General features: G+C 45.7%; 10 protein-coding genes. 3 read left to right on the top strand and 7 right to left on the bottom strand.

The genetic code is table 11. The features are described 5' to 3' along the window. Positions 1-2 precede the first annotated feature (2 nt). The 3 genes from NLX82_RS12295 to NLX82_RS12285 form a co-directional block, all read right to left on the bottom strand. Complete coding sequence (locus tag NLX82_RS12295; RefSeq protein ID WP_053325302.1) at positions 3-860, bottom strand: hypothetical protein; 858 nt, start codon at positions 858-860, stop codon at positions 3-5. A gap of 234 nt (positions 861-1,094) precedes the next feature. Further along, on the bottom strand, positions 1,095-2,594 hold the full coding sequence (locus NLX82_RS12290) for a UxaA family hydrolase (RefSeq protein ID WP_053325301.1): 1,500 nt from the start codon (positions 2,592-2,594) through the stop codon (positions 1,095-1,097). 17 nt (positions 2,595-2,611) lie between these two features. Further along, a complete protein-coding gene (locus tag NLX82_RS12285; RefSeq protein WP_023988325.1) occupies positions 2,612-4,105 on the bottom strand; it encodes a tagaturonate reductase in 1,494 nt (497 codons plus the stop codon). 314 nt (positions 4,106-4,419) lie between these two features. Between NLX82_RS12285 and poxB the strand changes: the two genes are divergently transcribed. Further along, positions 4,420-6,144 (top strand): ubiquinone-dependent pyruvate dehydrogenase, encoded by a 1,725-nt coding sequence (poxB, locus tag NLX82_RS12280; RefSeq protein WP_028542396.1) that lies wholly within the window; start codon positions 4,420-4,422, stop codon positions 6,142-6,144. A gap of 99 nt (positions 6,145-6,243) precedes the next feature. Here the strand turns inward: poxB and NLX82_RS12275 are convergent, their stop codons facing one another. From NLX82_RS12275 to uxaC, 3 genes are all read right to left on the bottom strand, one after another. Continuing rightward, a complete protein-coding gene (locus NLX82_RS12275; RefSeq protein WP_069079639.1) occupies positions 6,244-7,248 on the bottom strand; it encodes a LacI family DNA-binding transcriptional regulator in 1,005 nt (334 codons plus the stop codon). A gap of 87 nt (positions 7,249-7,335) precedes the next feature. Then, entirely contained in the window at positions 7,336-8,736 is a 1,401-nt protein-coding gene (locus NLX82_RS12270) for an MFS transporter (protein WP_023988322.1), read from the bottom strand. 272 nt (positions 8,737-9,008) lie between these two features. Further along, complete coding sequence (uxaC, locus tag NLX82_RS12265) at positions 9,009-10,433, bottom strand: glucuronate isomerase (RefSeq protein ID WP_023988321.1); 1,425 nt, start codon at positions 10,431-10,433, stop codon at positions 9,009-9,011. Positions 10,434-10,951: 518 nt separating this feature from the next. On the opposite strand from uxaC, the gene alsS reads away from it, so the two are divergent. After that, positions 10,952-12,655, top strand: coding sequence for an acetolactate synthase AlsS (gene alsS / locus NLX82_RS12260; protein ID WP_172828313.1), 1,704 nt, complete (start codon positions 10,952-10,954; stop codon positions 12,653-12,655). Positions 12,656-12,817: 162 nt separating this feature from the next. Further along, positions 12,818-13,564: an acetolactate decarboxylase gene (gene budA / locus NLX82_RS12255; protein WP_025722973.1), complete on the top strand. Its 747-nt coding sequence runs from the start codon at positions 12,818-12,820 to the stop codon at positions 13,562-13,564. A 156-nt stretch (positions 13,565-13,720) separates the two neighbouring features. Here the strand turns inward: budA and NLX82_RS12250 are convergent, their stop codons facing one another. Beyond that, positions 13,721-14,206, bottom strand: coding sequence for a tetratricopeptide repeat protein (locus NLX82_RS12250; protein WP_254348148.1), 486 nt, complete (start codon positions 14,204-14,206; stop codon positions 13,721-13,723). Between the last annotated feature and the right edge of the window lie 24 nt (positions 14,207-14,230).

Genomic DNA, 14,230 nt, shown 5'->3' with positions numbered 1-14,230 from the left:
AACTAAACAGACTGAGCGACAGAGGGCGTGAAATCAATTTTTTCATCCTTTAACACTCCTTTTAAAATAGTTATATATTGGTCTTGCTGTGTTGCTGTAGCTTGGGATCTGAAAATTTCAAATATAGCGGTACATTTCCTAAACTCATGCTCATGTTCCATACCCAGGGTATCGGACAGCATAAGAGATTGCAGGATATAGCCCAACGCAACCGTAAACTGTTCTTGCTTGATATAATAAAGAGCCAGTTGATAACAGAAGCGAAAATAATATGATACATTCACAGGCTCTTCAAAATATGTAAAACCTTCAATTTGTTCGGCAAATGATTTAAGCACAGCCTCTAAAGGATAGTCGTATCTCGACGCTCCCTCAACGATGGAAAGAAGCCCCGGTAACAGTTCTTCCGGATTGTTACGAAGAAATTGGATGTATTCCTGCAACACTTCGGCATGGCCTGACAAAATATCAAGCGCATACAAATTAGCTCTGGCAGCATAGCGGTAATATTCTACCTCTGCCTCCCCATATTGATCGAGACCATTAAACCAGCCCAATTCTGCATATTTTTCGATGCAATCGCGAGCGGCCTCATACTTGCCCTGTTTTTGGAAGGCCATGCCTTTCATAAGATGACTGTAGCCGTAGTAGTAGACTAGCGGCCGTTTGGTATGTATGGGTTGTATAGGTTTCTTGCGCGCTTTGTAGAGCTGCAATTCCTGATACTTTTGGTTGACATGGCTATACAGCTGGTCGCATAAAGCAATCATATTGGCACCATCCGCAAATGAAAAAGACAACTTAATCATGTTAACAAGTGTGTCTAGATCTGTGATGTCGGAGTGAACAAGATCATCCACCATTCCCGCCTCCTTGTCCGACTTTTTATATTCACCAAACAAAAGTAAGATCTAAATCCTATCTAAAAATAACTTAATTACGTATTTATTACGTAATTAAGTTATACCATAAATTCAAGCATGTGACAAGTACATTATGATAATATATTCCAATTTTTCTAACATGCTTATTTAGAAGCATACAAACTCAAAAAGGGAAGCGGAATAATTCCGCCTCCCTTACACTTCAGCCTTTTACAACGTAACACCGTTTTTAAAAATAGCGAGCTCTCTGAAATTGTTTTTCTCATTGTTCACCCAGGTTCCGTTGGCTACATCGACGATGTAATCGACAAAGTTGCGGAGCGCATCTTCCATACTGACATCCTCCACCAATGAACCGGCGTTATAGTCGATCCAATGAGGTTTAGCCTTATACAACGGCGAGTTGGTTGAGACCTTCATCGTCGGAACAAAGGAGCCAAACGGCGTACCGCGTCCTGTTGTGAAAATGACGAGCTGGCAGCCCGCTGCAGCGAGAGCTGAAGATGCCACTAGATCGTTCCCCGGCGCGCTGAGCAGGTTGAGTCCCTTGGTCTTGAGACGCTCCCCGTACTGAATAACATCAGTGACCGTGGAAGACCCGGATTTTTGCGTACAGCCCAGTGATTTATCCTCCAGCGTCGTGATCCCCCCTGCTTTATTGCCCGGTGACGGATTTTCGTATACTGGCTGCTTGTAATCCAGAAAATATTGTTTGAAATCGTTAATCAGATGTACGATCTTATTAAATACTTGCTCATCGGCAGCGCGCTCCATTAAAATTGTCTCCGCCCCGAACATTTCAGGTACTTCTGTCAATACCGTTGTTCCACCTTGCGCGGCCATATAATCCGACAATCGTCCGAGTAGTGGGTTGGCAGTAATACCCGATAAGCCATCAGATCCACCGCATTTCAAGCCGATGTTCAGCTCTGACAAAGGTACAGGTTCCCGCCGATCTTCTTGCACGGCCGCAAAAATTTCATGAAGCAGCCTTACCCCTTCCTCTACTTCATCCGACACATCCTGGGAAAGCAAAAACTTTACCCGCTCCGAATCATATTCTCCGATGGCTTCCTTAAATTCTTTCATCTCATTGTTCTCACAGCCTAAACCCAGTACAAGTACACCACCTGCGTTCGCATGTTTCACAGCATCGATCAAAATCGTGCGCGTATGTGCATGATCGTCACCCAACTGAGAACAACCATAGTTATGCTTGAGCACCAGTGCATTTTCAAAAGGTGAAATATCTCCCGCTTCCTGCTTGAAACGGTTTAAAATAAGTTCAGCGATCCCGTTCACACAGCCGACCGTCGGCACAATCCACAACTCATTGCGAATCCCCACACGGCCGTCCTTTCGCCGAAAACCTTGAAACGTACGACTCTCCTGTTCATATAAATGAGGAGCTGGCTTAGGCTTATAAGTGTACTCCTCCACGCCTGTCAGGTTCGTCTTCGTATTATGCGTATGCACATGCTGTCCTGCCTGAATGGGCTGAATGGCATGACCGATGGGATATCCGTATTTCAGAACATGCCCACCTTCAGCTATATCCTGCAAGGCGATTTTATGCCCACGTGCTACATCCTCGGCTAGCTCCACTCGTTGTTCTTCTTGTGCTCCCCACGCCAGTGTCTCTCCCTGCTTGTAATCACGCAAGGCGACAGCCACGTTATCTTGATCATGAATTTGAATGAACTCCAGCATTCCGGTCTCCTCCTTGCTTATGCTCTGGGCACGCTGTTCCCGGTTAGAGAATCGAGCGTCTCCTTCATTCCTCTGCTTGTAATTTCATACACGTGCTGTGCCGTTTGTTCAGCCAGTCCTTCGATCTGGTTCAGGTCTTGCCCCCACCATGTCTGCCGGCCAAGTACCAGCGCAGTCAATTGCTTCGCCCCGGCGAGAGTACCGTCATATTTACTCCACAGTTCACCAAACGTACTCAACACTTCAGCTTCGTCTGCCAACGCAATCGACTCGCCATTTCTGTCACCCCGGTAAAATACGAGCAAGGACGCCAGCGAAAATACAATTTTGGCAGGCAACGCCTTACGCTGTGTCACATACTGGAGCAAGGATGGCAAGTTCCGTGTCTTGAACTTGGACACCGAATTTAGTGCGATACTCATAACATAATGACTTACATAGGGATTACGGAATCGTTCAATAACATCGTCGGCATATACATTCAATTCCGCTTCTGGCGAGTCCAGTGTCGGAATAATTTCTTCTCGAATCAGCGACTGGATAAAGTTTCCCATAATATCATGCTCGACCGCCTGCCCCACCGTGTCCAGGCCATATAAATAAGCTACAGGGGTAAGCGCCGTATGTGCTCCATTCAAAATGCGTACTTTCCGTGTACGGTATGGCGCCATATCGTCGACAATCAGTACATTCAATCCGGCCAAATGAGCAGGTAATTCTTCTTTAAGCCACTGTGGCCCTTCAATAACCCATAAATGATACTGTTCGCCCACAACAACCAAATCGTCCTTGTAACCCAATTCTGCTTGAATCTCATGAATCCGGTCTTTGGGATAACCAGGTACAATCCGATCGACCAAACTGTTGCAGAACGTATTCGATTCCTCCAACCATGCAATAAACTCGGCCCCAAGCTTCCATTGGTCCGCATATTTCAGTACGATTTCCTTGAGAGCGTCTCCATTACGGTCGATGAGCTCGCACGGAATGATCACCAGTCCCTTGCTCTGATCGCCCCCGAAGAATTGAAAGCGCTTGTACAGAAAGGCGGCTAGCTTGCCTGGAAAGCTCTTTTGCGGACGATCTTCCAATTGATCCTCTGGTGCATAAGCGATCCCCGCTTCCGTCGTGTTCGACACGACAAAACGCAGCTCCGGCTTTTGGGATAATGCTTCATACTCGGAAAAATCAGAGCCGTATGGATTAATCCCACGAGTGACGCACTCCACAACGGTATGCTCCTTCATGGCCTTCCCATCCTTAATCCCTTCAAGAATAACCGTATACAGGCCATCCTGCTCGTTAAGCTTCTCCACGAGGCCTCCTGGCTGCGGTTGTACAATCACAACTCCCGTATTCCATTCTGCCAGCTTATTCATTTTGTCAAATTGCCAGTCTACAAAAGCACGCAGGAAGTTCCCTTCCCCGAATTGCAGCACCCTCACAGGATGCGGGTCTGTTACGATAAAGCTTTTTCTGTTTAATTGGTCTAATTCATCTACTTGTTTCATCCGGAGTAACCTCCCACAATTACCATAATGATTTCATCGTTATTTTATCACAATGCACACGTTAACAAAATAGTTTTATCAATATTTTTAGTTTAAAAAAATAATAATGACAATAATATGAACACGTTAACATATACGTTTATATAAAAATTTGCAAGTATATCGTCCTTTTTCTGTTGTTTCGCACCTGATCCAAGACGGTTAAGGCTAACTATCACCCTATCCCGAGACCTTGTTCTTATATACATTTCAGGAGAATAGACGCAAGAAAGCACGGGCAGGATAACACTACTTACTAGGCAGGAGGAACATCTATGAAGACAATCGCAGATACTATTGTACAAGTTTTGGTCAATGCAGGGGTCAAGAGGGTTTATGGCATTGTTGGAGACTCTCTAAATAATATGGTTGATTCCATTCGCAGCAATGGTCAAATCGAATGGATTCATGTAAGGCACGAAGAAGTGGCTGCCTTTGCAGCCGGAGCGGATGCTGACCTTAGTGGTAGCATTGCTGTATGTGCTGGAAGTAGTGGTCCCGGAAATTTGCATCTGATTAATGGTTTATATGATTGCCACCGCAATCGGGTGCCTGTACTGGCTATTGCCGCTCATATTCCAAGCGACGAAATCGGAAGTGAATATTTTCAAGCTACGCATCCTGAGCATCTTTTCGGAGAATGCAGTCACTTCTGTGAGGTTATTACGACACCGCGTCAAATTCCCAGAACGGTGACCATGGCCATTCAACAGGCAATTTCACGTTCAGGTGTCTCCGTCATTGTTCTTCCCGGTGATGTAGCAGCTTTGGAGGCGGAAAAGGTACCTGTCCCTGAACATGTCTACCATCCCACTGCACCTGTAGTGCATCCGTCAGCTTCCGAAATTTCCAGACTGGCCGAATATTTGAATAAAGGCAAACGAATTACGTTACTATGCGGCGCCGGCTGTGCACAATCTCATGAATTGCTCATGCAGCTATGCGACAAGTTAAAATCCCCTATGGTATCTGCTCTGCGAGGCAAGGAATATCTGGAGTATGACAACCCTTACTATGCTGGATTGACGGGACTGATCGGGTATTCTTCCGGGTACCATGCGATGATGGATTGTGACGTCCTGCTTATGCTCGGAACAGACTTCCCTTACAGACAATTTTACCCTGAAGATGCGATTGTCCTACAGGTAGACATAGAGCCAGCCCATCTCGGCAGACGTACTCCGTTGACGTATGGTTTATGCGGGGATGTAAAAGCCACATTGGAAATGCTGCTACCGCATTTAACGTCAGAGCATGATTCCAAGCATCTAGAGAAAACCGTCTCCCACTATACCAAGGTACGCCAGGAGTTGGATGACCTTGCCGTCGGTAAACCAGGTCATACGCCGATCCATCCCCAATATCTCGCCAAGGTCATCAGTGACGCCGCGCAGGAAAATGCTATTTTCACCTGTGATGTCGGTACTCCCACTGTATGGGCTGCGCGTTATTTGCAGATGAACGGTCAGCGTCGGCTTCTCGGCTCGTTCAACCATGGCACGATGGCAAATGCGCTGCCGCAGGCAATCGGAGCGCAGGCTACTGAGCCTGACCGACAAGTGATTGCCCTCTCAGGCGATGGCGGGCTCACGATGCTGATGGGCGACCTGCTCACTCTGAAGCAGCATCAGCTGCCTATTAAAGTCATTGTTTTCAATAATGGCGCTCTCGGTTTTGTCGAGCTGGAAATGAAAGCAGCCGGATTCCTGGAAAACGGCACTGAACTGGTGAATCCTGATTTTGGTGCTGTAGCGCAAGCCATGGGGCTCAAGGGCATCCGGGTTGAAGATCCAGCAATGCTGGAGGATGCCATTCAGCAAGCATTGGCTCATGATGGCCCTGTTGTGGTAGACGTGGTGGTGAACCGTCAGGAACTATCTATGCCACCCAAAATTAATCTTAAACAAGCAGAAGGATTTACACTGTGGATGATGAAAGCGATGTTGAACGGACGCGGTGACGAGATTGTGGAACTGGCTAAAACCAATCTCTTTCGTTAAATCCAGACGAAGCAGAGCGCATTTCAACCTAAAAGGGGCAGAAACCATACATTTAGCATGGTTTCTACCCCTTTGGCCTGCCTGTTAATAAAACGAAACTCAGCGTGGTCTGCCTGCCGTTGATTTCCGTTTCATAAGCGCAGTCTCCATAAATATAAGCTCACCCTCATTGGACGGTGACTGAATTCGTTCCAGAATGCAGGCGGCTCCGCGCTCACTTATCTGCTCAATCGGTCTTTTGACCGTTGTTAACGGTGGAGTCGTATACATTGAGAACCCGATATCGTCAAAACCAATGACTGAGATATCCTCTGGTACCTTCAAGCCGTTTTCGAATACCGCATTCATGGCCCCAATAGCCATATCATCGTTAGAGCAAAATACCGCTGTCGGCGGCTCCTGCAAGGAAAGCAGTTGCTTCATTGCCTGGCTTCCGCTTTCAGTATCATAATGACCTTGCACGATATATTCATGTCGAATCGGCTTACCACTATCAATCAACGCATTCATAAAACCCTCACGGCGTTGCTGGGTAGACTTGAAGCCTTCTACCCCTTCGATGATCGCAATGCGTTCATGCCCGCTTTCAACGAGAAAGGAGACCGCTTCATAGGACCCTTCCTTATCATTAGAGATCACATTTACAATCCCCGCACCGGACACCTGCCGATTCAGTACAACAAGCGGAATACCTTGACCGAGCACATGATAAATAAAAGGGTTGTCCGCCTCGCTCTGGCTCATCAGAATGATACCATCAAAACGCTTGCGGTGAATGGCCGAAAAATCGGCGTAATCGTCAATTCCTCGCACAAACAAATTGTAATCCACCCCGATGACATGATTAACACCGCGGATGGTATCCGCAAAAAAACTGGAGCTGGTGCCTTCTGAAATACTGGTGAAAAACAGGCCAATCGTATGCGAGCGCTGGAGAACCAGGCTTTTGGCATTAAAATTTGGAATGTAATTGAGTTGCTCTGCCAACTCCATAATTTTGCGTTTCGTATCTTCTTTAATCAGCGGGCTATTATTGAGCGCCCGGGAGACGGTTGTATGGGAAACATTAGCCAATTTGGCAATGTCTTTAATGGTAGCTGCCATATACGTATCCTTTCCTTAGTGAGGCTCTAAAAAAATTATATACCCACCATACCACAGGAGCCGCCCGGAAAAGAAGACTTTCACAAATTATACGCGGTTGTCCGCATGTCGACGCTGTAACTCTTGAACCATTTCTGCATGTCTACTGTCAGTCAGCTTGTACATTTTACCGATGACCAGCATGGCCAAAGCCAGGGCAACAGCCGGATAGAGACAAAGTAATGCCTTGATCCCAAGCAGCGTTCCAGAGGACTGAACCACATTCGGAACATAGCCGATGAGCGCTAGTCCAATACCCGATAGAAAGCCAGACAAGGATTGAGCCAGCTTACGTGAAAAGTTAAATAACGAGTAAGTAATCCCTTCCTTACGCTCCCCGGATGACCATTCGCCATAATCAATGATATCGGACACGAATGCCCAGGTAACCCCGTTAGGAATACTAATACCAATGAACGAAATACTGGCCAGGATTGTGAAAATATATACATTTGAAGGCATGAAAAAGTTAATAGAGTCGGCAATGACACTAACCAGCATCCCCAGTATAGCTGTTTTTCGTTTACCGAAGCGCCGTACCAGCTTGGGCAGGAACAACACACCCAGTAGCGACGAACCGATAATAATAAAATTCATATAAGCCATTAATTCTACATGCCCCAAGTTATATTCGGCAAAATAGATCAGCAGTGCGGACTTAATATTGTACGCGGATATGGTGAAAATCGTCATCAAAACGAGTACCAGCAAAGGCTTGTTATTCGTAAAGGTATGCACGATAACGCCTATAGATAGCTTCTCTTTTGGCCCGGACTGGCTAATAATACGTTCTTTCGTTCCTCGGTAACATATGATGAAAGCGATCACACCAATGAGTGACATAATCCCCATCACAACCGGATAGCCAACATGATGGTTAGGAAACAGTAAAATAAGCGGCATGACAACGACACTGGTGACAAATAATGCGCCCAGAGATCCTGCCTGACGGAAAGATGACAATGAAGCACGCTGATGAGTATCCTGCGTAATGGCGGCACCCAGCGAGCCGTATGGAATGTTTACAATAGAGTAGCCGATCCCCCAGATCATATAGGACGCATAGGCGTAAATGAGTTTTCCTGTGGGGGAAATATTCGGCGAAATAAAGGTTAGAACCGTAAGAATTGCAAGGATAACGCTTCCAACGATAAGAAAAGGCCTAAATTTTCCACGTGCACCGATATGTTTGCGATAATCAACAAAGGACCCGACAATGGGATCACAGATGGCGGCAAACAGCTTGCTGACCAAGAAAATGCCTGCGGCGGCTCCTGCAGAAACCCCTGCTACATCTGTAAAAAATTTCAGCAAATACAACTGCCCCAAATCAAACATGAATCCGTTTCCAAAGTCACCCATACCATACGAAATCTTTTCTTTCAGGCTAATATGCTCGCCTGTCTTGTTGTCAGTTTGGACGCTCTCCTGCACGATAGGCACTCCCATACCTACACACTCCTCTATGTTTGTAATTATTTTCACATATCTAGTTCAGGATTTTGCAAAATTCGATTCCAGTCGCTCCGAAGTGCAAGATACAGACGAACTAAACCATTTCGATCTATATCTTGTTCATTGGAAGTCGCTTATGGGATTTTTGCAAAATCCTCAGTTGATAACTATTTTGTTTTCAATTGCTCTTACCGGGAGTTTGAAACAAGCTCCTGGCAAGAGCTATTTTTTATAAAGTTAGTGAGTTCTCACCTTAGGCGGTAGCTTCACTTACTATGAACAACTGTTGGGAAATTAAAATATTGCTCAGCGTTATTGTAGCAAATGTTTTGTACCATTGCTCCGAGCAGTTCCAGATCCTCAGGCGCCTTACCCTCCTGAACCCACGTCCCAATTAAGTCACAGAGTATACGGCGGAAATATTCATGGCGTGTGTAGGAAAGGAAGCTGCGGGAATCCGTCAGCATACCAATAAAGCGGGACAGCACCCCATAGTTAGCCAGCAACTTCATCTGCTCCTGCATGCCTTCGATATGGTCGTTATACCACCATGCCGTGCCAAACTGGATTTTCCCTACAGTTCCACCGGATTGGAAGCAGCCCGCGAGACTTGCCAGTACTGGATAATCAACCGAATTAAGCGAATACAAAATGGTTCTCGGTAATCCACCTGCCAGCTCCTGTGCGTCCAGCAATGCCGCCAATGGACGAGCGATAGAGCCATCATTTACGGCATCGTAGCCTGTATCCGGTCCTAAATGACGGAACATAGCCGTGTTGTTGTTACGCAGCGCGTGAATGTGGTATTGCATAGCCCAGCCATGTTCTGCATACTGTTTGCCAAGGAAAACCAGAACGTATGATTTATATTTCGCCTCCTCTAAAGGAGTCACATGGCCTTCCTCCAGCGCCTTGCTGAATATGGCTGCCGCTTCCTCCAGTTTCGTTTCTTCATAGACTACAGTATCCAGCGCATGATCAGATACCCGGCCTCCAGCAGCATGGAAATGGCGCACCCGGCTCGCCAGCGCATTCAAAAATCCTTCCAGGCCAGAAACATCCAGTCCGCTGACTTCACCCAACCGAGCCACCCAAGGCTGGAAAGTTTCACGATTAATTTCCAAAGCTTTATCGGGGCGGAAGCTTGGCAGCACTGCCACTGGGAAATCGGTCAGCTTGCTGATTTGTTTGTGGTATTCGAGATGGTCCGTCGGATCATCCGTGGTGCACACCACAGTTACCTTCGAGTTCACAATCAGATCACGTGCGCCAAATCCCTTTCCCTGCAGCTTTTGGTTTACCTTTTCCCAGATCACTGGTGCGTTCTGTTCATTCAGCAGCTCATAGACACCAAAAAAGCGTTGAAGCTCCAAATGCGTCCAATGGTACAGCGGGTTGCCTATTAGTGTAGGTACGGTTTTGGCCCAAGCCAAAAACTTGTCATAATCTTCACCATCCCCCGTAATCAGGCGTTCCTCAACCCCATTAGCCCGCATAAGTCTCCACTTGTAATGATCTCCGTACAACCAGGCTTCCGTAATATTTTTGAACGCTTTATTTTCATAAATTTCTTGTGGACTTAAATGACAATGATAGTCGATAATCGGCATATCCTTGGCGTACTGATGGTACAAGATTTCAGCCGTTGGATTGCTCAACAAAAAGTTTTCGTCTAAAAACGCTTTAGTCATTACTCTCTCATCCCTTCTATAATCGTGTTTCCTAATAAATTGTTAACGTTAACAAAAATGTTCGAGATACTACTTGCCTTTTAACAATTACATTCCCCATAGCAGTGGGAAATCCATATGATTTGTACAGGACAATACAACTATAATATGATACCTGTACATCATGTCATACTGGTTTGCTTCACCTTAAATTTAATGTTTACGTTAACAACAATTACATTGTAACCGCTATCCTTTGTAGAGGAAAGTGATTTTTATCATGTGAGCGGATAAAAATGATCTGCCTCCATTTGGGACAGATCTGTTCTATACCTTCTCGATGACCGACACCACAAGAAAATTCCACAATTTTAATTTTCCGTGATAGATCAAACTTTGAAAACGTTTTATATATTTTTCTCTTTTTTTCTGAAAATTTCTTTCTTGAAAATACCAGTTATTGTATTATAATTGCAATATACATCCATTGATTTACATTAAAAGTATTTCATTAGTTATTTCACAGAGGAGAAGAAGAGGTGGTAGCATTGAGTACAAAAGTGCAAGCTGTTCAAACTAAAACTATATCCGATACAAAAGGAGCCGACCTTGTTGTCGATTGCTTGATCAAGCAAGGGGTTACCCATATTTTTGGCATTCCAGGTGCCAAGATCGATTCTGTTTTTGATGTTCTTCAAGATCGGGGGCCCGAATTGATCGTATGTCGTCATGAACAAAATGCCGCCTTTATGGCAGCGGCAGTCGGTCGATTAACCGGTAAACCGGGCGTATGCATTGTTACCTCAGGTCCAGGCGCATCTAACTTGGCGACAGGACTTGTCACCGCTAATGCAGAAAGTGATCCTGTCGTCGCCATTGCGGGTGCAGTCCCAAGATCCGAACGCTTGAAACGCACGCACCAATCTATGGATAACGCCGGACTATTCGAACCCATCACCAAATACAGTGTAGAAGTAGAACATCCTGATAATGTACCGGAAGCAATTGCTAATGCATTTCGAATTGCGACCTCAGCCCAGCCTGGAGCCACATTCGTCAGCCTGCCGCAGGACGTGTTGACTTCGTCATCTGAAGTAACAGTCATTGAGAAGGTTTCTCTTCCCCAACTCGGAACCGCACCCGCCGGACTCATCAAACAAGTCGCAGAGCAAATCAAAAAAGCCAAGCTGCCCGTACTTCTTCTCGGCATGAAAGCCAGCACGCCTGAAGCCACCGCAGCTATCCGTGCTCTCATCCGAGATACAGATCTGCCTGTTGTCGAAACCTTCCAGGCCGCTGGAGCCATCTCCCGTGAACTAGAAGACCACTATTTTGGAAGAGTGGGTCTGTTCCACAATCAACCGGGTGATATGCTTCTTGGAGCCGCAGATTTGGTACTGACGATTGGCTATGATCCTATCGAATACGATCCAAAAAACTGGAACATTCCGGCAAACCGAACACTCATTCATCTGGATGACCATCAAGCCGATATTGATCATGATTATCAACCGGACTACGAGCTAATCGGAAATATAGCCCTGATTGTGGGTAGCCTTGCAGAAGAATTACCTACCTTAAAGCTACCTAAATCCTCCTGCGACCAATTGAATCGTCTGCGCCATGATCTAAACGAGCAAGCGGCTGTTCCCGCACACAAGCATGATTTTCTGATTCATCCATTGCAATTTATTCGTACACTGCGCAGCCTGATTGATGATAACGTCACAGTCACCTGTGATGTCGGTTCACACTATATTTGGATGGCACGATATTTCCGTTCGTATGAACCGCGGCGCCTTCTATTCAGCAACGGAATGCAGACGCTAGGCGTAGCGCTGCCTTGGGGGATTGCTGCCACGCTCGTCAATCCCGGTCACAAAGTCGTTTCTATTTCTGGAGACGGAGGATTTCTTTTTTCATCCATGGAGCTCGAAACCGCCGTACGTCTTAACTCACCGTTGGTGCATATCGTATGGAGAGATGGTTCCTATGACATGGTCGCTTTTCAACAACAGATTAAATACGGAAGAACGTCTGGTGTAAAATTTGGAGATGTTGATGTAGTGAAATATGCTGAAAGCTTCGGCGCCACTGGATTACGCGTGCACTCTCCTGAAGAACTAGAAAGTGTATTGCAGCAGGCACTTCATACCGATGGTCCTGTGGTCGTCGATATTCCGATTGATTATCAGGATAACATCCAGTTGGGACGTAAACTGCTGCCTAACCAATTAAACTAACCTTAACCATGCCTCAGTCGTGACGGCTTTATGACAATTATGGAGTATAACGTTTTTTTAATGATTTTTTTGAGTTATTCATGTTATTTACTGAAATTTTACGTTTATTATTGAAAAAGAAAGAAAATAAATGCATACAATTATAAAAGGAAGTGTATTGCCATGACCGTTGCGCAATTGGAAACCAAGCAAGAAGCTGATCATGATATTTACCAAACATCCACTATGCTTGCTCTATTAGATGGTCTTTATGACGGAGTTGTTGCCTTTGAGGAGTTGCAAAAGCACGGGGATTTCGGAATTGGTACCTTTGATCAACTGAATGGCGAGATGATCGCGTTCGATGGTGAATTTTATCACTTGCTTCCAGACGGTACGGCCCATCGCGTAAAACCGGAAGAAACTACACCTTTTTCCACTGTCACCTTTTTCCAGGAAGATTTCACATATACTATTGACCGCCCTATGCATCGTGAAGAGCTGGAAGCTCTGCTGTTAACGTTGTTTCCAAGCCGTAATCTGTTCTATGCCTTCCGTATGGATGGCACTTTTCATGAAGTAAAGACACGGACCGTGCCTCACCAAGTTAAACCATACAAACCTTTTATCGAAGCGACCAAATCACAGCCTACCTTCACTTTTAATGAGGCTTCCGGCGTGATTACAGGTTTTTGGACACCTGCCTATGCTCAAGGTATTGGGGTAGCCGGATTTCATCTGCATTTTATTAACGATGAACGCACCGGAGGCGGGCATGTCTTTGATTTTATCGTCGAAAAGTGTACCATCCGCATTTGTCAAAAATCCAATCTGCACCTGGTCCTGCCCGATACGCCGGATTACTTGAAGGCCAACCTGTCCAGAGAAAACCTGGAGAAAGAAATTGCCGTTACTGAAGGTGCGCAGTAATCACAGTTATTTAACTCATCAAGTTACGGACCCTATAGCTAAACAATAAACAGTAAAAGATCACAGTCAGGGAAGAGAATTACTGCTCTCTGACTGTGATCTTTTTATGTACGAGCATATATATACGTTACTGCTTATGCTCTCACTCCGGTTCACCTATGCCTCGATCTGATCCAGTTTATCTGCATAATATTGAATAGCACGTGAGTACTCCTGTGTAGATAAATCCGAGGTCGTCTCAGCCACCTCCATTAGCAGCTCCTGCATGGCTTTCCCGTATTCCCCCAGATTGTATAACACCATCGCGTAAAATACCCGAAACGGTCTGTAATCCGGAAATTCGTTCATTCCTGTGTCCAACCACGCTTTCGCCTTGGCGTAATCTCCCAATACACGATATGTACTGCTTAATCCCAGGATGGCTCCTTTCCTTGATTCTGCGGATAACGCCATACCTAGGCTTTTTTCATAATAGGCAACCGCTTCCCTCTCTAAGCCCAATGAATCATGTGTCCAAGCTGTCTGATACCACAATTCTGCATCATTTTGCTGCTGTTCTAATGCCTTTAAAAGAAGCTTACGTGCTTTCTCTGCTTGCCCTGTTCGTCTACGCTCGTCAGCTTGCGCCATGATATCGTTCATATTCATCCTCCACTTCTGACTCAT

It is taken from the genome of Paenibacillus sp. A3M_27_13 (assembly GCF_024213315.1).
Classification (GTDB): domain Bacteria; phylum Bacillota; class Bacilli; order Paenibacillales; family Paenibacillaceae; genus Paenibacillus; species Paenibacillus polymyxa_B.
Note: the sequence above shows the minus strand (reverse complement) of the source record. Positions and strands in the feature narration are given on the sequence as shown.